The 22441-nt window shown below is 67.4% G+C and carries 20 protein-coding genes and 2 pseudogenes; 12 read left to right on the top strand and 10 right to left on the bottom strand.

Annotated features, from left to right (window positions below):
- The first annotated feature begins 12 nt into the window (after nucleotides 1–12).
- From DVK44_RS27170 to DVK44_RS27155, 4 genes are all read left to right on the top strand, one after another.
- A complete protein-coding gene (locus DVK44_RS27170) occupies nucleotides 13–876 on the top strand; it encodes an adenine nucleotide alpha hydrolase family protein (RefSeq protein WP_181957543.1) in 864 nt (287 codons plus the stop codon).
- Complete coding sequence (locus DVK44_RS27165) at nucleotides 873–2144, top strand: DNA cytosine methyltransferase (protein ID WP_114662835.1); 1272 nt, start codon at nucleotides 873–875, stop codon at nucleotides 2142–2144. Before DVK44_RS27170 ends, DVK44_RS27165 begins: the two co-directional genes overlap by 4 nt.
- Nucleotides 2144–3262, top strand: a complete 1119-nt coding sequence (locus tag DVK44_RS27160) for a DnaB-like helicase N-terminal domain-containing protein (protein WP_114662833.1) — start codon at nucleotides 2144–2146, stop codon at nucleotides 3260–3262. The genes DVK44_RS27165 and DVK44_RS27160 overlap by 1 nt, the downstream gene beginning before the upstream one ends.
- Nucleotides 3263–3326: 64 nt before the next feature.
- Nucleotides 3327–4694: a DUF317 domain-containing protein gene (locus tag DVK44_RS27155; protein ID WP_114662831.1), complete on the top strand. Its 1368-nt coding sequence runs from the start codon at nucleotides 3327–3329 to the stop codon at nucleotides 4692–4694.
- 178 nt (nucleotides 4695–4872) lie between these two features.
- Here the strand turns inward: DVK44_RS27155 and DVK44_RS27150 are convergent, their stop codons facing one another.
- Entirely contained in the window at nucleotides 4873–5763 is an 891-nt protein-coding gene (locus DVK44_RS27150) for a DUF5655 domain-containing protein (protein ID WP_114662829.1), read from the bottom strand.
- A 382-nt stretch (nucleotides 5764–6145) separates the two neighbouring features.
- Here DVK44_RS27150 and DVK44_RS27145 point away from each other — a divergent pair.
- From DVK44_RS27145 to DVK44_RS27110, 7 genes and pseudogenes are all read left to right on the top strand, one after another.
- Nucleotides 6146–6661, top strand: a pseudogene (locus tag DVK44_RS27145) (transposase family protein); the annotation flags it as partial.
- A gap of 482 nt (nucleotides 6662–7143) precedes the next feature.
- Nucleotides 7144–8769 carry an outer membrane protein assembly factor BamB family protein gene (locus DVK44_RS27140; protein WP_114662827.1) on the top strand — a complete coding sequence of 542 codons (1626 nt, stop codon included), beginning with the start codon at nucleotides 7144–7146 and terminating at the stop codon, nucleotides 8767–8769.
- A 235-nt stretch (nucleotides 8770–9004) separates the two neighbouring features.
- Entirely contained in the window at nucleotides 9005–9961 is a 957-nt protein-coding gene (locus tag DVK44_RS36825) for a hypothetical protein (protein WP_181957542.1), read from the top strand.
- Nucleotides 9958–11433, top strand: coding sequence for a tetratricopeptide repeat protein (locus tag DVK44_RS27130; RefSeq protein ID WP_162794060.1), 1476 nt, complete (start codon nucleotides 9958–9960; stop codon nucleotides 11431–11433). The genes DVK44_RS36825 and DVK44_RS27130 overlap by 4 nt, the downstream gene beginning before the upstream one ends.
- Before the next feature lie 477 nt (nucleotides 11434–11910).
- On the top strand, nucleotides 11911–12297 hold the full coding sequence (locus DVK44_RS27120; protein WP_114662823.1) for a transposase: 387 nt from the start codon (nucleotides 11911–11913) through the stop codon (nucleotides 12295–12297).
- Nucleotides 12298–12365: 68 nt separating this feature from the next.
- Nucleotides 12366–12614: an integrase core domain-containing protein gene (locus tag DVK44_RS27115; protein ID WP_162794058.1), complete on the top strand. Its 249-nt coding sequence runs from the start codon at nucleotides 12366–12368 to the stop codon at nucleotides 12612–12614.
- Between the two features lie 186 nt (nucleotides 12615–12800).
- Nucleotides 12801–13181, top strand: a pseudogene (locus DVK44_RS27110) (transposase); the annotation flags it as partial.
- Nucleotides 13182–13235: 54 nt separating this feature from the next.
- Here DVK44_RS27110 and DVK44_RS27105 read toward each other — a convergent pair.
- From DVK44_RS27105 to DVK44_RS27075, 5 genes are all read right to left on the bottom strand, one after another.
- Entirely contained in the window at nucleotides 13236–14519 is a 1284-nt protein-coding gene (locus tag DVK44_RS27105) for an IS701 family transposase (RefSeq protein WP_456243361.1), read from the bottom strand.
- 654 nt (nucleotides 14520–15173) lie between these two features.
- Nucleotides 15174–15779 (bottom strand): hypothetical protein, encoded by a 606-nt coding sequence (locus DVK44_RS27090; protein WP_114662819.1) that lies wholly within the window; start codon nucleotides 15777–15779, stop codon nucleotides 15174–15176.
- Between the two features lie 183 nt (nucleotides 15780–15962).
- Nucleotides 15963–16802, bottom strand: coding sequence for a BRCT domain-containing protein (locus tag DVK44_RS27085; protein ID WP_228447383.1), 840 nt, complete (start codon nucleotides 16800–16802; stop codon nucleotides 15963–15965).
- Nucleotides 16803–16874: 72 nt separating this feature from the next.
- Nucleotides 16875–17096 carry a hypothetical protein gene (locus DVK44_RS27080; protein WP_114662817.1) on the bottom strand — a complete coding sequence of 74 codons (222 nt, stop codon included), beginning with the start codon at nucleotides 17094–17096 and terminating at the stop codon, nucleotides 16875–16877.
- A 149-nt stretch (nucleotides 17097–17245) separates the two neighbouring features.
- On the bottom strand, nucleotides 17246–17632 hold the full coding sequence (locus DVK44_RS27075) for a winged helix-turn-helix transcriptional regulator (RefSeq protein ID WP_114662815.1): 387 nt from the start codon (nucleotides 17630–17632) through the stop codon (nucleotides 17246–17248).
- A gap of 101 nt (nucleotides 17633–17733) precedes the next feature.
- Here DVK44_RS27075 and DVK44_RS27070 point away from each other — a divergent pair, with 101 nt between their 5' ends.
- Nucleotides 17734–18357, top strand: coding sequence for an NAD(P)-dependent oxidoreductase (locus tag DVK44_RS27070; RefSeq protein ID WP_114662813.1), 624 nt, complete (start codon nucleotides 17734–17736; stop codon nucleotides 18355–18357).
- Between the two features lie 151 nt (nucleotides 18358–18508).
- On the opposite strand, the gene DVK44_RS36515 is transcribed toward DVK44_RS27070, so the two are convergent.
- From DVK44_RS36515 to DVK44_RS27045, 4 genes are read right to left on the bottom strand one after another with little or no spacing between them, the layout of a single operon-like run.
- On the bottom strand, nucleotides 18509–19042 hold the full coding sequence (locus DVK44_RS36515; protein ID WP_162794056.1) for a hypothetical protein: 534 nt from the start codon (nucleotides 19040–19042) through the stop codon (nucleotides 18509–18511).
- Nucleotides 19030–19683: a hypothetical protein gene (locus DVK44_RS27055; RefSeq protein ID WP_114662807.1), complete on the bottom strand. Its 654-nt coding sequence runs from the start codon at nucleotides 19681–19683 to the stop codon at nucleotides 19030–19032. The genes DVK44_RS36515 and DVK44_RS27055 overlap by 13 nt, the downstream gene beginning before the upstream one ends.
- Entirely contained in the window at nucleotides 19680–22094 is a 2415-nt protein-coding gene (locus DVK44_RS27050) for a site-specific integrase (RefSeq protein WP_114662805.1), read from the bottom strand. The genes DVK44_RS27055 and DVK44_RS27050 overlap by 4 nt, the downstream gene beginning before the upstream one ends.
- Nucleotides 22091–22438: a helix-turn-helix domain-containing protein gene (locus tag DVK44_RS27045; RefSeq protein ID WP_114662803.1), complete on the bottom strand. Its 348-nt coding sequence runs from the start codon at nucleotides 22436–22438 to the stop codon at nucleotides 22091–22093. Before DVK44_RS27045 ends, DVK44_RS27050 begins: the two co-directional genes overlap by 4 nt.
- Nucleotides 22439–22441: the final 3 nt, after the last annotated feature.

Raw genomic sequence — 22441 nt, 5'->3', positions numbered from 1 at the left:
CAATCCAGCACCTTGCTCGCCCTGTCAGCCGAAGGCGTCTTGCCGAAGGTCGACTTCGCAATTTTCGCCGACACTGGATGGGAGCCCGAAGCGGTCTACGCGCACCTTGACCGCATGGAAGAGGAAATAGCCAAACCCGCCGGAATTCCAGTTCTGCGCGTGTCCTCCGGCAACATTCGCGACGACGCTCTGAACCCAGATCACCGGTTCGCATCCATGCCCCTCCATATCCTCAACAAGGACGGGCGACCCGGCATGACCCGACGTCAGTGCACCGGCGAATACAAGATAAAGCCGATAAAACAGAAGGTTCGCGAGCTGCTCGGCTACCCCCACCCTTTGCGCATCCCCAAGGGAGTGTTCGTCGAGCAGTGGGTGGGAATCTCCACCGATGAATTCCACCGCGCCAAGGACGCCGACGTCATGTATATGCGCAACCGACATCCTCTTCTGGACCTGTCCTGGAACAGGTCCGACTGCCTTCGGTACCTGACCTCGCTCGGGCTGGCCGATACGCCGAAATCGAGCTGCCTGGGATGCCCGTTCCACGGAAACGCCCAGTGGCGACACATCAGAGACACGTCCCCGTCCGAGTGGGCAGACGTCGTCGAATTCGACGCGGCCATCCGGCAGGGAAACGCCCGCGCCAACGCGGCAGGCAACCGACTGCTCGGCGAGGCATTCCTGCACCGCTCCCGCGTCCCGCTGAGCCAGGCGCCGATCGACCACGTCACCGCCTCAGAACGCGCAGCACTGCGCGCCGAGGCAGACGAAGCCGATGAGTTGGAAAACGGCGTCGCGGACGGCTGTTCTCCCTGGGCGTGCCGCGGCAATGCGGACGGGCTGACGCGGGACGGCTTCGGGCTGGCCACGTGATACTCGACCTCTTCGCCGGTCCCGGCGGCTGGAGCCATGCTCTGAACGTGCTCGGGGTCCGCGATGTCGGTCTGGAGTGGGATGCCTGGGCCTGCCAAACCCGCGTACGGGCCGGGCAGTTGACGGTGCGGACGGATGTGGCGGTGTATCCGACGTGGCCGTGGCTCGGCCGTACGACGGGGCTGCTGGCGAGTCCTCCGTGCCAGGCGTGGTCGATGGCCGGCAAGCGCCTGGGGCTGGTCGACCAGCCGCTGGTCCACCAGGCGGTCGCCGACCTCGCCGCCGGACGCGACACCCGCGCGGGACTCCTCACCGCGTGCCGGGACGGACGCTCCCTGCTGGCCGCCGAGCCGATGCGCTACCTCCACGCCCTGAACACGGTCGGCGAACCGGAGTGGATCGCGATGGAGGAAGTCCCCGATGTCCTGCCGCTGTGGAGGCAGTACGCGGCCATCCTGCGGAGCTGGGGGTTCTCCGTCTGGACCGGGATCATCCAGGCCGCCGACTACGGGATACCCCAGACGCGGAGGCGGGCGATCCTCCTCGCCTCCCGCGTGCGGGTCGCCGAACCTCCCCCGCCGACCCATGCCCGGGTCGCCGAACCGCAGTCCCTGTTCGGACCGGGCCGCGCCCGCTGGGTCAGCATGGCTCAGGCCCTGGGCTGGGGCGCCACCGACCGCCCCGTCCCCACCGTCTGCGCCGGCGGCGGGCCGGGAGGCGGCCCCGAACCGTTCCCGTCCGGCTCGCGCCGGGCACTCGCCAACGCCCGGGAGCGCGGCACTTGGACGCCCCGAGCTGACGAAGTAATCCGGCAGTCCCCCCGCGAAGGCCCTGGGCGGACGGCCCGGCACGGCGCATGCGAGACCCGGGCCGCCGACGCTCCAGACCCAGCTGTCGCCGACGAGGCCCATCGCTGGTCCTGGTCCTTGCGCAGCAACAACCAGGCGAACGCCACCGTCCGTCCGCTGTCCGAGCCGGCAGGCACGCTGTTCTTCGGGCACCGGGCGAACGAATGCACCTGGGTCGCCACCCCGACCTCGTCTCAGACCGACGGCAGCGGCACTCCGCCGGCGCCGGAGCCGATCCGGATCACCGCCCGCGAAGCCGGCCTCCTGCAGACCTTCCCCGCCGACTACCCCTGGGCCGGAAACAAAGGCCAGCAGTTCTCCCAGATCGGCAACGCCGTACCCCCGCTGCTCGCCGGCCACCTCCTCGCCCCGCACCTCGGCGTCACCCTCAACCCCAACGACTTCACCCTCGCCGCCTGATGCCCCACTCCCCCGAACCCGACGAAAACGACCTCGACGCCATCGCACTGCCCCCGCCTGTGTTCCACCTCGAACAGGCCCTCCTCGGCGCCCTCCTCCTCAATCCGCACCGCCTCAGCGACATCACCGGCATCACCGCCGACTCCTTCTCCACCGCCACCCACACCGCCCTGTACACCGCGATCAGCACCGTGCCGCCGCCCGACCCCGCCGAGCACGCGAAGAACACCGAGTGGCTCGACCGCGTCCTCGCCACAGGACGGAGGCAGGCGCGCGGCCTGACCGCCTCCTACCTGCATGCCCTCGTCCAGGTCTGCCCCTGGCCCAGCCACGCACCGGCCTACGCCCGGATGGTCGAAGCCGAACACGCCCGGCGCCGCCTCCTGACGGCCACCGGACGCCTCGTCCAGACCGTCCACGATGCTTCCCTCCCGCACCCCGTACAGACGGTGCTCGCCGAAACCGACGCACTCGCCGCCGTTGTGGACGACATCGCGGTCCGATTCCCGCCTCGCGCAGGCATGCTGCCCCGTACCACGGCACCGCCGCCGCCCGGTGCGCCCGACCACACGGAGGCCGTCGAGGAGGAGCAGCTACTGCTCGCCACCGCTACGGCCTACCCCGCCGACATCGATTCCGTCCGGTGGCTGCTCCCCGGCGACCTCACCCTGCCTCTGCACGCCGGCCTGTGGCAGTGCCTGACCGCCCTGGCCCGGCGCCGCGAACCCATCGACCCCGTCACCGTCCTGTGGGAGGCGCAGCAGCGCGGCGTGCTGGACGGCGGCAGCGAACCGGGCGAAGTCCTCCGTCTGCTGGCCGAACCGGCCGGTTCCGTCGAGCACTGGGGCGAGTGCGCCCTGCGGCGGTCCCTCCTGACCACGGCCGAGCGCACCGGCCGACGTATCGAGGCGTATGCCGGCGACCCGGCGAACACCCCGTTCCAGCTCGTCGTCGGCGCCCGCCGCGCCCTCGCCGACATCAGCGCCGTCCGCACCCGCTGGCAGCACGCCACCAAAACCGCCCCGCCACAGCGGCGACGGCCGGCACCCACCAGCCGCGCCGGCCCACCGACCACCACGCCTGCGCACACCGCCCGGTCCACACGAGCAACCCGGTAGCCCCGCGTACCTCGGTGGCCGGGCCCGAAGGCCCGGCCACAGGCAGAAGAGACGAGACCCCCACATGACTCCCGCCATCGACGCCCACGTCCGCCTCCACACCCACCCCACCCATGCCAGCGCCGTGACCGCCGTCCTGACCGGCACCCACGCCCACGTCGCCCTCACGGCTCTGGAAGCAGCCGACTGGACCGTCACCGCCACCAACGTCCTGGTCCTGGCCCGCATCGATCACGAGGAGCCCTACTGGGCCGAGGACGCAGCCAAACATCTGATCGCCGAAGGCATTATCGTCGAGATCACCCCTCGGCTCCGGAAAGCGATGGACGAGGAATGGGCCTGGCCCAACTACCCGATGCCGTGGTGCACCCGCAGCGAAATCCGCGAGGTCTCCAACCAGGCGCAGAAGATCCACGACGACATCCGCCACGGCCGGCTCCTCATCCACGCCCACGCCCACGACGGCCACACCACCGTCGCCGTCGGCACTTACCTCGGCGCGGGTGGCAAGTCCGTCCACCTGTACGGCGAGGACCACCTGCGCCATGTCGCCGGCACCTTCGATTCGCCCGCGCGGGCCCTGCTCGTCTTCGAGAAGGTCCACTCGGCCAAGATGCGCCCCGGCCCGGCGCCCCTGACCGACACCGAACGCGCCGCCATCGAAGCCCGCACTGTCTTCGACGTGACCGCCGGCCTATCCGAAGACTCCCGCGCGGACCCGGAGACAGTCCCCGTCCACCTGGCCGACGCCGGCGACCACGACGCACTTCTCAGCGCCTTCTTCGACGCACACAGCGAGTTCGAGAAATGGCGGACCTGGTCGGACGAGACAACCCACGCCATCCACGAGTCGCAGACCCTGCGCATCGAACGCGTCCACGAAACCCCCGCCCACGACACCGCGTGGACCGTAGCCGCCTACGAGACACCCGTCTCCGACCGCATCTGGGTCCTCACCGCGACAGGCACAACCCCAGCCCCCATACTGCAGCAGCTGCTGACCCACCTCGCCGACAGCGACGGCCGGGACACGGCCACCGGCTCCCCGATGGACGAGAAAATGGTCACCGCGGCCACCCAGCCGCTCTCCGACGCCGGATGGAAACACACCGTCAACGGGCGATGGATCCGCTGGACATCCCCCAACGGAGACTCAGGCGTCCAGTTCGACGCCTTCACCGCACAGCACCCGAATCAGAATCTGGCCACCTGGACCGTGTGGGCCGGACCCGGTATCGACCGCCCCACCTGGGCCATCACCGCGTCCCCGCACACCCCGAGTTCACTGCTGGCCGACCTCTCCGAAACCCTCGCCCACGGGACCGGCACGCGCCAGGCACAGTCGGGCCGCGAGCACAGGTCCCGTTGCGCTACCAGTACGCCGGCCGCTCCGGCCGTCGCAGCCAGCCCAGCCTCCAGCCGTTCACGCTGATCACCGGCACACACCAGCCGGGCAACACAGCGCGGGATCGCCGGTTGGCCAAACCGGCGATCCCGCGCACCATGGACAGTCCACCGCCGCCCACCGCCCCCACGACGAAAGGCACCCACCCACGACCGCGCCTACGCCACGAAACGCGCCCCGCCAGGAAGCGGGCAGCAGCATCCCATCACGCCGCCGCGTAGCTCGCCCGGAACAAATCCCGCGCCCGCTCCACATCCCTCGGCGTACGGAGCCGCACCTCCAAATCCCCCGTCCCGTGGTGCCCAAGACCGGACACATCCCGGGTGAAACCCGGAACAAGGTCAACGTCCTTCGGGTCAACCTTCAGATAGACCAGCAGCTTGCTCCGCTGAGGCGGACACAGACACGCGAAGTTCCGCAACCGCTGATACGCCCGGTAGGTCTTGCGCTCCACCCGGTTCACACCATCCCCGAGCCCGAGCAAAACCTCGTCAACCGCCCCCGCCAACTCCATCATCGCCACGACCTGAACGTCGGCCGCCTCCGGGGCAACCACCTTGCGGCGCGTCCGGCAGGCCACCTGCGTGCCACCGCTCACGGAGGCCACAGTCTCCAGACCGAGCAGGTCGCTGCCGAAGAGCCGGTAGCGAACCAGATCGATCGACCGCCGGTGCTCACGCACGGCATGCACGTCGTAGTGGGTGAAGTCGCCGGCGATGCAGATCAGACGCGGGCCACTCCACAGGACCTGAGACACGGCCGTCACCCCGAGCCGGTCTCGGACCAGGTGCTCGAACTCGGCGCGATGGTCCATCAACCACGCCAGGTAGAACAGGCCCTGATTGATGACCCCGGCGTCAACACCACGCTTGTACTCGACGATGACCGGCGATCCATTCTCGTCCAGTCCGAGCGAATCGATCCGGCCCCCATGCACCGGCCCCGTGCCGTACTCACTCGCCAGAAATCGGACGCCCAGCAGCGTCTCCATGTGCGCCTCAACAAGGCCCTGCACATCCGCCTCAACCTCAGCAAGACGCGGCAGAACCTCGGTCACACCGCTTTTCGTCGTATGGAACAACTTCAGACCCGACACCTCCCCCTCCTCGATCCGGAGATCAACAACGCCGGGCAGGTGCGGATTTGTTTCCGCCTGGGCCTTCGGAGCCGTGAAAATGATGTGAAGGCCACTCGGCGGCGCCCTCTTCCTCCTCTTCGGAGTTCGGCCTGCGAACCAGCACGGAAGCGTTAACGGCATCCCAGCACGGTAGGGGTGAGCATGGGTGATGACAGGTGACGAGGGGGCAGATCTGCCAGCACCATCCCAGCACAGGGGCTCTATCCCAGCACCACGCAGCTCAGAAACCCCTTTCGCCCCGCGCGGGGAACCCGGTGTCGGCGGCCGTGGGGAGTGTCATGAATCAGGCTCTGGCCCGTAATCGGTGGTAACGAAGGGTGAGGGTTGTCGTTGGCATGGTGTGCGCGATGTCAATGAGCTTGTGGCGGTGGTGTTTTCAGGGTTGTCGGCCCTGGTCATCGAGGGGGTGGCGGGCGAGGGCGAGGTCATCCGGGTTTCGGCGCGGACCCGGGACGATCCGGTGCCGTGCCCCGCGTGCGGGACTCGAACAGCGCGGGTGCACGGATTTCATGGGCGGGTGCTCGCGGACGTGCCGGTGGACGGACGGCGGATCGTCGTCTCGGTGCGGGTCCGCCGCCTGGTGTGCCCGGTTCTCGACTGCCCGCGGCAGACGTTCCGCGAGCAGGTTCCCGGCATCGTGGAGCGCTACCAGCGCCGCACCAACCGCCTGACCAACCAACTGAACTCCGTGGTCAAGGAGTTAGCGGGCCGGGCGGGCGCCCGCCTCAGCCGCGTTCTGGCCTGCGCGATCTCCCGCTCGACCGCGCTGCGCATGCTCATGCGCCAGGTGGTGACACCGCTGCGCGTCCCACGCGTACTCGGCGTCGACGACTTCGCACTCAAACGCCGGCACCGCAGCTCACGGACGCGGACGCCCTGGTGGCCTGACGGGAGCCCTCAACGTGGATCCCTCCGCAGTCCTGCTCCGGCTGCGCTACGACCGGCCAAGATGCGTCGGGCTCCTCCGAGAGTTCTACTGGACGAGAGCCATCTCGCATCGCATCGCACACCCAATGCCTCTGGCGAGCCCGGCGGGCCTCTCCGCCAGGGAAACGAGTTACATCCGTGAGGGGAAAATGCCATGGGATGCCATCGTCATGACCTGACCCTCGCGTCAAGCAGTCCTCTGCTAAACGGATGTGATCCGGCGGGTTGCGCTTCCGGCGGCACGAACCGCCGGATCAACATCACCTTCCTGTTCTGTGCCCGGGAGGGCGACCGGCACTTCCCGCAACTCGCTACACGGACCGTCGGCTTGACCACAGGTGTTCCGGACGGAGCCGGGCAGGATCCGGTGTGGTGGCCCCATGCCTTCCGCAAGCATCTGGTACACCGCCAGTGAGCACGGACAACACCGCGCCGCGCCTCCGCCAGGCCGAGCAGGACCTGAGCGCGGTCCGTGCCGCCCTGATCAACCGCGCTTTCCATCCCGGCGAGGGGTGGCGGACGGACGGACGGCTCTTCGGCTGGATCCTCGACTGCCGTGAGGTCGCTTTGGCAGCCGATCTGCTGCCCGCCGTGAGCCGACTGCTGTACGAACTACTGGCCCCGTTCCGCCCGCAGGCAGTCGTCGGTACAGGCATGTCCGGAGCGCCGTTGGTGGGGGCGCTCGTGCTGGAGTCGACACGGCGTGGGGACCTCCTCGACGGGATCCTCGTGCGTGAGCGCCCGAAGGCGTACGGCAGACGCAGACAGCTGGAAGGTCCCCTGCCGCCTCCCGGATCCGCCGTCGCCGTCGTGGACGACCTCGAAAGCAGCGGGGCCACCGCGGGCTGGGTCGTCGAGACCGTCTCGCAGCATGGCCTGCGGCCCGTCGTCGTCGTCACGCTGGTCAGGTTCGACAGCATCGCCCGGGACGATCGTGCTCACGACGACGTGCCACGGCGGTACCTGTTCACGCTCAGCGAGCTGGGGATCGCGGAGAGCGGGGAAGAGGTCGCCGCCCCGCAGGTGCGATGGCGGCTCGGGGGCGTCAACGGCGGCGACGATGTCCCGTTCTCGCGCCCGGCGCGTGACGGGGACCTCGTCATCTTCGGATCGAACCGGGGGCAGCTGCACGCCGTCGATCTCTCCGGATGCCTCCGCTGGCGGGTGCCGCTCGGCGACCCGGACGCGCCTTCGCCCACACACTGCACACCTCTGTTCACCCCGCACGGCATCGTCATCGGCAGCGACGACGGCGTGCTGCGCTGCGTCGAACGCAGCACCGGGCGTCTACGATGGGCGACCCTGTGCGCTGAGCGCATCGGCGCGGGCCTGGCGGACGACGGGACCGGACACATCGTCGTCCCCGTTACACAGATGCCCCACGCGGGTGCCCTGCTGCGCGTATGTTCCTCCGACGGCACCGTGTCGTGGCGCCGGCCCCTCTCCGGGTACGCCCACGCCCGGCCTGCGGTGGTCACCACCAAGGCCGTCCTGGCCTCAGACAATTCCGGGACAGTCACTGCCTTCCCCATGGGCGACGAGCAACAGCCCTACTGGCGTCGGGCGCTCGACGCGCCGGTCAAGGCCGACCTCGTTGTCGACGACACGGGCACCTGCTACTGCGCCGACTTCGACGGTGTTCTCACAACCCTGGACGTGGCAGATGGCGCCATCCGATGGCGGCGCAGGCTCGGACGGTGCCTTTACACCGCGCCTCTGGTCGCCGACGGCAACGTCTACGTCGCCGGGGACGGGCACCTCTTCGCGGTAGAGCGCCGATCCGGACGTCTGGCCTGGGTGGCCCCCGTCGGACCGTGGGCGCGCGGGGCGATCAGCCGGCTCGCGGACGGGACGATCGCGGTGGGCTGCAGCGACGGTTCCGTGCGGTTCATCTCACCAACTGGTCGCCCCATTGGCCTGTTCCGCACCGGCGGCGCGGTCATGTCGGGCGCGACCGCTCTGACCGGCGACTGCGTAATCGTATCCTCGGCCGACGGACACGTGTACGCCCTCCACCCGCGTCCGCAGAAACCATGACCAGCGTTCCAGAACTGTCAGAGTCCGCTGACTGACGTTCGTCCAGCACCTGGCCGGCCGGAGGCAGCGGGACCGTCTCTCGCACCGGGATCCCCGTAACGGAGTACATACAGAGAGTCGTCAAACGGTTACCGTACGCCTTAACGTCTCTGGAGGTATACGGATGACCGGGAGCGAATCCCAGACCCTGCGGCGCGCGGGTACTGTCCGCCGAGCCGATGCACTGTTCCGGGCAATGTCGACCGACTTTCTGCTGCGGGAGCAGTTCGTCACCGGGCCGACGGAAGTCCTCTCGGAATATGTCTACGGCACACGAGTGGAACCTGAGCAGGCGTCGGTCAGCAATCAGTTGCTGTACTCGGTGGTCGCAAATCGCGATCTACGGTCGTGGCTCCACGGGTATGCCCTGAGACAGAGCGGTGATGTGCCATCAGGGGAGGAGTTCGTCAAGGAATTCTCGGACGCAGTCGTCAAGTACGGTGGGAAGGACGTGGTGCTCGCACTCGTCCGGGCTTCGGCTCCGGAGCGAAGTGTCGCCGTACTCGATGAAGACCTTATGCACTTCATCTTCAACCTCGGGGCACTTGGTGACATCGGCGCGGGCGACATCATGCTCACCGGCACGAGCGACGGCACGGGAACCGTCACGGCTGGCACGGGAGACGGTGGAACCGGGACGGGTACTGGAACCGGGACGGGAGACGGTGGAACCGGGACGGGTACTGGAACCGGGACGGGAGACGGTGGAACCGGGACGGGTACTGGAACCGGGACGGGAGACGGTGGAACCGGGACGGGTACTGGAACCGGGACGGGAGACGGTGGAACCGGGACGGGTACTGGAACCGGGACGGGAGACGGTGGAACCGGGACGGGTACTGGAACCGGGACGGGAGACGGTGGAACCGGGACGGGTACTGGAACCGGGACGGGAGACGGTGGAACCGGCACAGGCACGCTGACCGCTATCACTTGGAGCACGTTCATCACCCAAACGGGAACCGGTACTGGGACGGGCACAGACCCGTTTACCCGGAGTCCTTTTACGCATACCGATCCAGGCACAGGTCACGCTGGCACTGGCGAGCGGTTCGGCCAGTTCGGTCCCAGCTACGTGATGGTGACCCTCGACGCCATCGCGCAATACGCCACCAGCCTTCAAGAGGCCGGCGCCCTGGGACGACACCAGTGAACGTGAAGCCCACGCCGCTCGGTACCTCACGACTGCTCGAATTTGGTCATCGGCTTTCCCGAGCGGGGCAGTTCACCGACGCCGAGCAATGCTTCAGCCAGGCGATCACGCTCGATCCCGAGTGCGCCATGGCTTACAACAACTTGGGGTGGACACGACAGCGACTCGGCGACCTGACGTCCGCTGAGTCCCTGTACCGCCAAGCCCTTAGCCGGGACAAGGAGCTTCGCCTGGCCCGCCGTAATCTGGCAAAGCTGCTGCTCCGACTGGGCCGTGACGAAGAGGCGTTGCCGCTCTTCAGAGCTGAGCTGAACCAAGGCGACGACGGCCTCGCTTGGATCCAGGGCTTGGTGAACAATGCGCTCAAGGCGCGCGACCTGACGCTGGCGGGCCAGTACGCCGCGATGACTGCACGACTTCGCTGGGGCGAGGGCCTCAACCCGCCTGGGCACGTGGACCCGTCGCCGTCGTACCCACCCAGTATTCCCAAACTGCGCCACGATGCCGATCAGTTCAGGTACCTGCGGCGCCAGGGCGTGCTGGGGACAGAGATTGAACCCGTGATCGATGCGTACGAGGATTTGATCGACCGTCTGATGCCGCGTGGCCCCGAAGCTCGGCAGGAGCTGGACAGCAACGAAAGCCGCGCCATCGGCCACGCGTACAACCGGCTTTTGCACACCCGCGAGACTCCCCGTGTCACGCGGGCACTCTCAGACAAGTGGGACCGGGATGCCGTCGAGCGCATGTACCTGGACACACCGCCCGGCGTCGTCTACGTCGACAACTTCCTCTCCCCGGCCGCATTGGACGGGCTTCGGAAGTTCTGTCTGGAGTCGACGATCTGGTCCGGCAGCCGGTACGCCCATGGCCGGCTTGGAGCCTTCTTCCAGGATGGGTTCAACTGCCCGCTACTGCTGCAGATCGGCGAGGAGCTGCGGGAGGCGCTGCCGCGGATGATCGGCTACCGCTACCCGCTGCGGCAGCTGTGGGGTTTCAAGTGCGGGCCCGAGCTGCCTGCGGACGCGACCACCCATGCCGACTTCGCGGCAGTCAACGTCAACTTCTGGATCACTCCCGACGAGGCCAATCTCGATCCTGAGTCCGGCGGACTGGTGGTCTACGACGTCGATGCCCCGCTCAGCTGGGACTTCGACACATACAACGGACGCACAGACGTCATCAAGCCCTTCCTCCAGCGACAGCACTCGCGCGCCATGAACATTCCGTACCGGGCCAACCGTGCGGTGATTTTCAACTCTGACCTCTTTCACGCGAGCGCGGGAGTCTCGTTCCGCCCCGGCTACGAGAACCTCAGAGTCAACATCACGATGCTCTACGGGGAACGGGAGGACGAGGTCCACCATCGGGAGATGCACCACCCCGATCCCATGAGCGAGTCTCATGAGCTGATCCCCGCTTGGCGGTCAGCCGCGTTCCGCCACACGCGCACGTCCCGGCCCGGCCCGTGACACTGAGCTCAGCGCTCAGCCAGCCACGGATGAACGGGCAAGGCAACCCAGGGGGTCGCCGCAGACCGGTGGGAGGGGGCACGGTGGTTTCTCGCTCTTCCATCGGGCTGCTGTCGCGGTACGGCTGTGCGACATCCCGCGAGTCCTCTTGAGCCACACCGAGTCTCCGGGCTGGTGGCCAGGGGCTTCTTTCTCCTTCGTGTGCTCTGTCGGGCTAAGCGACTTCGGGATTCCTGAAGCGTTCTTTCGGGAAGGTACTGCGGCACTCGCCCAGCGGCATCTGGCTGGGCCGGTCACAGTCACTGAGCACGTACTTCATGTTTCTGGAACTGCGGCACAAGGTCGAAATCCACCGGATGACCGGCCGGGCTAGGGCGTGTTCTGGATTGAGATCACGGGATCGGCCATTCCGGCTTCAGGAGGGTGCTGGATGCGGTAGACCGGTCGCGTGACTCGTGGTGATCTGACTGATGCCGAGTGGGATTGATCGAGCCGCACCTGCCGCTGGGCGCGTTTGGGCCGATCCCTGACCTGCGCAGCTACTTCAACGCGGTGATGTGGCGGTTCCGTACCGGCTGTCCCTGGCGGGATGTGCCGGAGAGCTACGGCTCCTGGTCGACGATCTACGACCGGTTCCGGATGTGGGCGCGTGACGGGGTCTTCCAGGTCCTCATGGACGCGATGATCGCCGAGGCGGCGGCCCGCGATGACGTCGACCTCAGCCTGGTCAGCGTGGACTCGACCGTCGCCCGCGCGCATCACCACGCGGCGGGCATGGTGGTCGACCCGGAACTCCTTGAGGATCTGGAGAAGGCCGTGGGGGAGGAAAAGGGGCTGCGGCAAAGAGACAAAGCGACCCCGTAGGCGAGGGGCCGGACAAGGAGAATCAGTACACGAGTGACGAATTCCGCAGCGAAATAAGTAAGTTGCGCATGAGGCAGTCGATGGGGCGCGTCGGCTCTTGTTACGATAATGCCGCCGCGGAAAGCTGGTTCGCCATCCTGAAAGCGGAGATCGGGACGATCATGCGGGAGACCCGCGAGGCCGCCCGGGCCGACGTTTTCCGCTACGTCGAGGTCGAGTACAACCGCAGCCAGCTCCGTCGGCACCCCGACTACGGGTACGTCACTCCCCTCGAAACGAGATCCTTGCTCAGGCAGAACCTCGTCCCGGCAGCGTAAACACCCGCTGTCCACTTCGCGGGGGGGGGGGGGGGAACTTCACGTCCGCCTTCCGGCCGAAGCCTGCCACAACGCGATCGCGTCGGACCGGAACTCCGCACTGTACTTCGAGGGCCGTGCCACAGAGATCTACACCTTCCAGGATCAACAAGATCCATTGTCAGGTGTGTCCACACCACGGGGATCACCTCATTCAAGAAGTTCCTCGCCAAGCTGGACAAGGAAGTGCCTGCCGAGTTCGACGTCCACCTGATCTGTGACAACTACGCCACCCACAAGACCCCCGTCATCCAGAAGTGGCTGCTCGCGCACCCGCGGTTCCACATGCACTTCACGCCCACCAGTTCCTCCTGGCTCAACCAAGTCGAGCGGTGGTTCGGCCTGCTGACGGACAAGCAGATACGACGCGGAGTCCACAAGAACGTCCAGGCGCTGGAGAAAGACATCCGCGACTGGATCGCCCACTGGAACGAAGACCCCAAGCCGTTCACCTGGACCAAGTCCGCCGACGAGATCTTCGAACGTCTCGCCGGCTACCTCAACCGCTTGCCGAGCCCCAAGTCCTAGTTATGCAGCGCTTCCGAGACTCGGGATACTAGTACTCCAGTGCGGTTTCGTGAGCTATCCGCCGGTCTCGTCGGCGGCTCGTCGTCGGTAGTGGCTGAGCCGGGCTGTTGCCTGGTGGCGTCTGCGCCAGATTGACCAGTGCAGCATCCTGGCTGCGGTCACGGCCGGTGGGCCGAGGACGGTGGTGAGCAGGTGGCGGATCTCCGGGACGGTCAAGGGGATCGGTTCGCTGCTGCGGGCTGGGCGGTGCGGATGGGTGGGCCGCTTCGGTGCCGCGTCGGCGGCGACGGCGGCCAGGAAGACCAGAGCGAGCATGGCGAGTGTGATGTGCCGGTGCCATGAGGTCCAGTGCCTGACCTGGTAGTGGTCGAGTCCGACCTGGCTCTTCGCGGCCTGGAAGCACTCCTCGACGCTCCAGCGGACGCCAGCGACGCGGACGAGTTCCGCAAGGCTGACCGAGGTGGGTGACCAGCACAGGTAGAAGGCCAGTTCACCGCTGGTGCGGTTGCGGCGGACGAGCAGGTGGCGGTGGTTGTCGGTGCCGATGTGGATCCAGGCCCAGTCGTAGTAGCGCGGGCCCTTCGCGCCAGGGCCTGCGCTGTGCCGCTGCCAGGCGGTGGCGGGCAGTCGGTCGGCGACGGTGTCAGCGCGGACGGGGGTTCGGCCCTGGTTGATCCGCACCCGCGTCGAGCAGGCGACCGCGAGAACGTAGCCGGTCCCGCGTGTCTCCAGGGCGGCGCGCAGCTGCGGGTCCTGGCCGTAGGCTTCGTCACCGGTCACCCACGGTGCCTGCACGACGGCGTCCAGCGCGGCGGCGATCATCTCCCAGGCCGGGCGGGGTTTGGTCGCGAACTGCACCGTCTCGGGTATCCCGGCCGCCCGGCGGCGCTCGGGGTCGGAGCACCAGGACTGCCCCGGCAGGTAGAGCCGGCGGTCGATCAATGCCCGTCCCCTGCTGGTGGCGTAAGCGAGGAAGACACCGACCTGGGAGTTCTCGATGCGCCCGGCGGTGCCGGTGTACTGCCGCTGGACGCCCGCCGAAGCCCGGCCCTTCTTCACGAAGCCGGTCCCGTCCACGATCAGCACACCGCCGTTGCTGCCGAGGTGATCGACGGCGTAAGTGCGGACATCGTCGCGGACGGCATCGGCGTCCCAGCGGGCGTAGCGCAACAGCCGTTGCATGGGCCCCGGCCGGATGTGTCCGGCTTGCTCGGCCAGCTGCCAGCAGTTCTTCCGCTCTGCTTGCGACAGCAGCCCGAGGAGACAGGCGCGGGCACTCGCCCTCGGCTCAACTCGGCCAAAGCGGCCCGCGATCCGGGCCATGGCCCGGTCGAACATTTCCCGCCAGCGGGCAGGGTCTACGCTATGGCCCGCGGCCACCGCACGATCTTCGTTTGTCCACACACCAACCGATGATCACGCGGTGGCCGTACCTGTTCCCAACCGGGTACGCCACAAGATCGCGAAACCAGACTGGAGTACTAGGTGCGCTCCACAGGACCTGGGCCGCGGCTGGTACCCCGAGCCGGTCGCGGGCCAGGCTGTCGAAGGCGCTGCTGTGCGCGGTGAGCCAGGCCATGTAGTACAGGCCCTGATTGATCACACCTTCTCTGAACTGGGCGGTACGGTCCAGTGCACCAACCTCATGCCCTTCGGGCCCCGTGCCGCGTGAGGGCCTGCCTCACTCGTTCATAGGCTCTGTGCGGTATAGGACCGGCCGGTCCTGCACCTTGACCAGTAGGCCGCTGCTCGCGAGATCGCGGAGAATCTGCCGCGTGTGCTTTTCCTCTGGCTCATGACCGGCGTCGCGCAGTGTGGTATGCGCGCGCTGGGTGTCCCATAGGCCGCGAAGCGCGCGGATCGCTTTCTCCAGACTGACGCGCTGGCTCGGTCGGTGATCACTCACGGGTACCCCCTCATTGTCAGGCGCTGTGCGTCTCATGGTCGCTGCGCAGGCAGGCGACGTACGCGCCTGACGTCCAGCGCCGTGTGTTACACGGCGACCATGGAAAGCCAGCCGACATGGCGGAGAACGGGCACCACGCGTAGGTGGGTGAAGGCGATCACGGGTGTCTCATCGTCCTCGGCTGGGAAGGACAAGGCGTGCTGGATGTGTATCTCGTCCTGCGGATCATCCACGTCGCACCCTGGAACGTCGACACGGCCGCCCGCCGAGTGCAGAGCAACGCCCGGACGCGCGGTCAGGTCACGCAACTGCTGGAGACCGTACTTGGCTGCCAGCTGAGCTGTGGTGAGGGACTTCTTGATCCTGGGGCGTTCTCCGTCCACCCAGGCTGGGAAGGCCATGATGCGCAGGGTGGTTGTATTTCCCGGCGCGCGAGCGATGCCGACGCGCAGCCGGTTGTGCAGGTTGGATAGCGCCGCGGGGATTTCGGGGACGACCGTGGGCTGGTAGAGCACGAGATCTCGTTCGCCGTTGTCCCAGCGGGTGTCGTGCACTGTCAACAACGGGCGGCCGGGAAGGCGTAGTTCCCACTCAACGGCCGGGCCCTTCGCTGGGACCCCAGTGCAAGTCGTACCCGGCTTCTCCTGCAGGGAGGTGCCGCGCTCCAGAGTGAGATCGTCCACGAGTCTCATGATCTGTAATCCACCTCCGCGTATGGCGAGATTGCCCGGTGATGTGCTTCGGGCACATAGAACGTACCGCTTGCGGGGTTGATGCGACAGGAGAACGATCAAAGTCCACGTGCCGCGGATCTCCTGCTGTTGCAGCTGATTTGGCACTGCAAGTGACCTCGGACAGGTTTGTCGTGCGGGACTTCAGCACCCAGCGAAGTCGGGGGCCCACGTGAGTAGAATCCCGCTGGTCTCCGCGAGTAACGTCCACCTGGGGTCGGTCGGCTGTTTCTCCAATACCAGGACGGGGCGCACTCGACCGCATGTCCTCGCCAGTTGAAGTTGGTGGGCATAGTCGAGGACCTGTCCGATCCCTAGTCGAATCTGCTGGTCTTCGCTTGCGCCAGTCAAACTCTTGACCTCGGCGATAAAGACATCGTCGCCGCGTGACCAGCCCGCGTCGAAGCGGGGAGCATTGCGAGCGTGTCCGCGGAGTTCGACGTGCTGGCGTGCCAGGTGCTCGATGAGTGCCGCGATAGTGGACTCGTGTGCTTCCGTGCCCTTGTCGAGGTGTGCAAGGTCGAGCGCCAGTGCACCAGGCTCGTGGCGACCGACTCTGTGTTGCTGAAGCGGACCGCCCAAGATCCCGTCTCCAGTCTGAGGAAGGACAAGGACGTGGTCGTCGATGCCGTGCGCCCGTTGCAGCTCTCGGCAGCGCGCGGGATGTCCGTCGATCAGGTCAGCGAAGCCATCCCCGTCCACGACGCATACGTGGTATCCGCGGTCGCGTTCCCATGCGGCGCGCACGAGCTTCTTGCTGTACTCGCGGTGCGGGTCGGTCACAGCCTGGCTGGCGAGATCGCCATGTACGAAGACTGTGATCTTGCGAGAGAAGTCCGACTTCCAGCTTGCGCCGAGCTGTTGGGCTATCTCCTCACAGTCCTTTCGGACGGTCCATTCGCCATCGATGAGCACTTTGCCCGTGAAACAGAGTGTCTGACCATTGAGCGAGTGAACCCAGCCATCGCAGAGTTTGCCGTCCATGAGACCCCCCTCTATGTCCTCGCCGTATCTTGCCGCATGGCGGCACCAAGGTGTGCGGGCCTCGGGCGGCCGTCATGAGGATAGGGTCCTGCTGACGGGAATGCCGAGGTCGACGACGACGCGGGATGGCCGCCGTTCGAGTTGGGTGAGCTTCTCCTTCGCTCCGGCGAGGCTGACTTGCAGCCCTTCCATCTCGCCAAGCCACCCTTCGCGTTCGACCTCGGCGGTGCGGGCGACGAGGTTGTCGCGGATCTCGACGAGACGGTCACGCTGGGCGGGGTCAGGCCAGAGCATCGGGCAGCGGACGCAGGCTTCTCTGAACTAATCAGTCTGAGATTGCGGATCCAGCTCGGCCTGTTCAGCGATCGCACTCGCGGGAGCAACCGCAAGCCGCGGTCCGTGAAGTCTGATCCTTTTGCAGCGCAGGACCACCGGTCGCCTCGTCATCCGGCGTGGTCAAGGCGGGTGGCTTGGTCGTACGACTCCCGGGCACCAAGCAGTTCGTCCCAGTGTTTCTCCGTCCAGGCGCAAGCGACCACTATCGGTTGGAGCATGCTGCGGCCCAGCGGCGTCAGTTCGTACTCAACATGCGGGGTGGCCTCGGCGTAGACGGTGCGCCTGACCAAACCATCTCGTTCGAGGGACCGCAGCGACTGGGTCAGGACCTTGGGGGTGACGCGGCTCAGCGGCACGCGCAGCTCGGAGAACCGGCGCGGCCCGTGCTCGAGGCAGCGGATGATGAGCGCTGCCCACTTGTCGCCGAATCGGATCGGATTGAGCGAGGACGGGCACAGTTCGTCGAACATGTCGGCGGGCAGCGGTTCCCTCATGGTCTCACCCTAGCCGGTATCCCAGTGGTAACCGGGGCTCTCGATAGCGTCGGAGAACTGGCCGGGGCACGGGCTCCGGCACTGGTGAGAGGCGGTACGTTGTGAACATTGTGGTCTTCGGTGCCGGCGGCCGGGCCGGGAGGCAGGCCGTCGCGGAGGCGCACCGTCGCGGACACCAGGTCACCGCCGTGGTGCGCGACCCTGCGGGCCACAGCGACTTGACCGACGTGCGGGTCGAGGCGGGCGACGTCACGGACACGGCGAGCATCGAGCATGCGGCTGCCGCGCATGGCGCTGCCATCAGTGCCGCCGCGGACCTGTCCGTGCCACCACACGAGTTCTTCACCTCGTCGTCGCGTGCCCTGGCCACCGGCCTGGCCAACGCGGGCGTGCACCGCCTCGTGGTGGTCGGGCTCGCATCGGTCATGCCTGGTGCGTCCGGCGCTCCCCTGATGGACGAGCCCGGCTACCCGAACGAGTACCGCTCCTTCTCCCTCGGCCACGCCGCGGGCCTCGACGAGCTGCGGAGGTGCGATCTGGACTGGGCGTACGTGGCCCCGGCGGGCGACTTCGACCATGAGGGCACGCGCACTGGCAGCTACCGGATCGCCGAGCACAGCGACCCGGCCAGCCGGATCACGTACGCGGACCTGGCGATCGCACTGGTCGACGAGATCGAGGCGCCCCGCCATCACCGGGCCGCCGTCAGCGTGCGGGAGGCGTGACACGCGTAGTCCACGACGGCCCGGGGCGTGGGGTGCCGCTCCAGTCGAGCGATCACGCTTGCGGTTGAGCGACGTCGCCGACTCGCGCGTCGAATTCCGTGGGGCTTAGATCCCCAAGAAGGCGGGCGAGCTACTTGCTCCGACGCGGGCGTCATTCCGCTTCCGATGAACAGGGCTGATGGGGGGAGTTGGGGTTGATGATCACAGGAAGACCAAGATCAACGACGCTGGGGCCGGAGGGGCGCCGGTCAAGCTGGGCGAGTTTCTCCTCAGCTCCGGTGAGGCTGACCTTGAGCCCCTCGACCTCGCCGAGCCAGCCTTCGCGTTCGGCCTCGGCGATGCGGGCGATCAGGTTGTCACGGATGTCGACGAGCCGTGCCTGTTGGGCCGGATCCGGCCGGAGGAGTGAGCATCTGACACAAGCGTGCTCATGGATGCAGGGGGATCCGAAGGCGCGTGCACAGGTGCCGATGGACACCTTCCGCTTCTCGAAGTGGGCGAGGAAGGCGTCCCACTCCTCCTCTGTCGGGATCCGGTACTCCTCGCCGGGACGGGAGGCCCGCCGACGGGCGATGAACGCCCGGTGGGCCTCGATCGTCTCGGCAGGGTAGACCGCTAATGGTGGAGTCGGGTATTGGAACTGCCTGAATGCCTCCCCCTGTGCCTGTTGGATCATGAGGTCCATTCGTTGCAGTACTCGATGTGGATCTCTCGCGCGTCGCCGAGGATGCCGTCGTTGGAGTGGAGCTCTGTGCAGAAGTACGGGTAGTTCGGATGGATGGGGACGTAGCCGGGCCCGTTGCGAGCGACGTCGAGGAAGTGCCGGGCGGTCTCCCTGAACACCTTGGCACTGCCGGTCATGAACAGGGTCTCGGCATGGAGGTGCTGGTGAAACAGGTCCCGGTTCTCCTGGTAGTGCCGTGCCTCGTGGTCGACCACGGCATCGCTTTCGAGTCCTGAGTCGGGCAGCGTCACGGTCCGAGGACGGCCTGGGCCGAGGCGGCTGCGGATCTCTTTCCAGCGTGCCGGCGCGAACTGCAGCGAGTGATGTAGCAGCACGAGATCGAGCTGGCGCGTCGCGTCCTCCGGCAGTTCGCGGGAGGGGGGCTGGTTGCCGCGCATCGGCAGGTGGATCAGCGCGCGTGGTGACGTGGCGGAGAGTCGCCATAGGCCGCCAATCCGGCGTGCGGCGTCCTGATCAAGGTAGGCGTCCAGGTGCCGGTCGTGATCGATGAGTACTGCGTGGGGCAGTGGCTGGGCAGGGCGGATGACCTTGAACTCCGTTGCCCCGAGGCGTGCGTGGTGGATGATGACGGGCAGTCTCATTGGTTCTCCGAGACACGTTGGCTGACATCTGCGGCGTATCCGGCCCAGTCCCCGGCTGATGCCTTCTGCCACTGGACGGCGACTTGGATGTGGATGCCGAGCATCCGGGCGAGGATCGCGGCGGGGAGTTCGGCGGCGAGGGTGAACAGGGCGGTGGATCGGTCCCGTTGGGGCCGAATGCCGATCTTGTGTAGTCGCAGGCCGATCTGGCTGTCGCTGAGGGGACGGCCGGGCTGTCCGCCGGGGAAGAGCCAGGGGACGTTGTCCGGGCTGCCGATCTTGGCCTTGCCGCGTCGGGTCGCGACGAGCTCGCGGACCAGGGCGGCCAGTGGCGTTGGGAGGATGACGGGCGAGGTTCCGAAGGAGATCGCAACGGTCTCGCCGGTGATGTCGACGTCGTCGACGGTGAGCTGGCTGATGGTGGCGATCTTCTGTGCGTAGAGGATCAGTAGTAGTCCGGCGATGCGGTCCGCGGTGGGCAGTGTGTCGTCATTGAGGAGGCGGCGTGCGTCGGCCCAGCGTGTCTCGCTGTCTATGGTGCCCTGTGGGCCGATCCAGCGGACGGTGCCGTAGGTCAGGGTGTGAGCATGGCGGTGCTGTACGGACCAGCGGACGAAGTGGCCGGTCTCGTCGCGGTAGGTGAAGGCGGGGTCCGTCATCCAGCGTTCGAGGTCGGCCTGTGTGCAGGTGCCCAGGGTGAGTCCTTCGGTGGCGAGCCAGGTGAGGAAGTTGTCGGCCGCGGTGACGTGGCAGCGCACGTTCATGTCCTGGAGCTGGGTGGTGTGCTGGTCGCCGATGCGGCGGCGGAGCCGGCGCAAGTGGTGCCAGACCGCGTAGCCGTGCAGAATCCGGCGTTTTGCCAGGTCCGTGTGAGCATGGACCGTTTCGGTGATCCATGTATCCAGGGCGACGAGCCGTTCGTCGCGCGGTGGCAGGGTGCCCGTGGCGACGAGGACGCTGCGAAGGTGGGCCAGCACCTTGCCCGCGGGGAGTTTGTCGAGGACCTCGTGGGTGACGGGGCGTTCGTCGCGCCCTATGCGTTCCAGCAGGTCCCGGGCCTTCTCGCGGGAGATCCAGGCCCAGGCGACGTCAGGACGTTCGGCGCTCGTCAATGCCGCATGGAAGGGTGCGAGTTCGGGCCCGATGGTCCCGGTGCTGTCGCCGAGGAGGTCGCGGATCTTCCGGTCGAGGGCGCATCGCTGGCAGGGACGGGGGCTGAGCTGCCAGGTGGTGGTGCAGACGGGGCAGCGGCCCCAGAAGCCGGGGTCGGGGTTGGTGCACTGCGCGCACGATGGTTTTTCCCAGGTGCCGCCGCGGGCCTGGGCGACGGTGCCACAGCCGCTGCAGGTCACCCATCGCTGCTGGCAGCGGTCGCACCAGGGCTGTCCGGTGGCCCGGGAGAGTTCGCAAGGGGCGGTGCGGCCGCAGTGTCCGCACTGCCTGATCTCCTTCGGCCGGCAGCTGGGGCAGCGGACGCCGTCGGCGAGCCGGACCGCGACCGGCTGGCGACGACCGCAGCCGACGCAGACTTCCAAGTTGATGGGGTCGCGGATCAGGCAGTTGGGACACAGCGGCTGACCGGCAGCATCGCGAGTGGCGGGTTCGCGGACGGCGCCGCAGCGTGCGCAGGGGACGGCCGCGTGCTTGGCGAAGCAGGCCCGGCAGATCCGCTGGTCGTCCAGGAGTTTCGACAGAGCCTTCACTCCGTGGCAGCGCGGACACGCGGGTTTGAGGACCTTCGTGGCGCCGCCGACGGCGAGTTCGCCGATGAACCGCAGCACCGCCGGAGTGGGGGCCTCGTGCCCGGCGCTGGTCAGCAGCTCTGGACGTTCGATCACGGCCCAGGCCAGTCGTCGCTGCCCGGCGGGCCGCTTCGTGGCCCGCTCGAGAGCGGTCCGGATGGTGTCCGCGTCGAGTGCGGAGTCGAGGTCGGTGATCAGCTGGGTGAGTTCCTTGAGTGGATCACCGTCGGTGTCGGGGCACTTGGCGCATCGGGGCTGACCGTGGCGGTCGCGGCTGACGACTCGCCGCTGCTGGTGGCAGCCCGCGCAGACGGCGGGTGTGTCGAAGCAGGGTGAGCATCCCCATCGTCCGCCCGAGCGGCTGCCGACGTAGGGGCGGGGGCGTCCGCACTCGCCGCAGTGGGGCAGGGCAGTGTTCTGGGCGCCCGCTTCGTGCAGGGCCATCAGCAGCCTGGCGACGCGGAACGGAGCGGGCGGCTTGCCGGTCCGCAGCAGCGAGGGGTTGTCGTGCAGGGCCTGGGCGAGGTTGCGGCGGCCGGCTCGGGTGCGTACGAGCGTGCAGACGATGCCGCGGATGCGGTCGGCGTCCAGGTGTTTCTCGACCTTTCCGACCAGGCGCACGATCAGGCCGACCGGATCGGCGAGGACCTCCTCGGCGATCGCTGTCATCGGTCAACTCCGTTGATCCGGGCTCGCCTTGGCCGTAGTTCCCCGACGCCTTCGGAGACGGAGGTCCCGCCCGTGGCGGCCTTCTTGGGCTTCTTCGCCGCCCCGGCCGTGGCGATCGGCTCGATGAGGTCGTCCATCGTGCAGTCCAGGATGTCCAGCAGGGCCATGAGGATCTTCAGGCTGAGTCGCTCCGGTCGCTCGACGACGAGCCGGTAGACCTGGCTCGTGGACAGCGTGATGCCGCGTTCCTTCAGCGGCGGTAGGAGGTCGGTGGTGGAGAACATCCCGCGGTCCGCCATGACCTTGCGTAGGTGCCAGTGGTAGTCGAGCTTGGCGGCCATCATCGG

It is taken from the genome of Streptomyces paludis (assembly GCF_003344965.1).
GTDB classification, from domain to species: Bacteria; Actinomycetota; Actinomycetes; order Streptomycetales; family Streptomycetaceae; genus Streptomyces; species Streptomyces paludis.
Note: the sequence above shows the minus strand (reverse complement) of the source record. Positions and strands in the feature narration are given on the sequence as shown.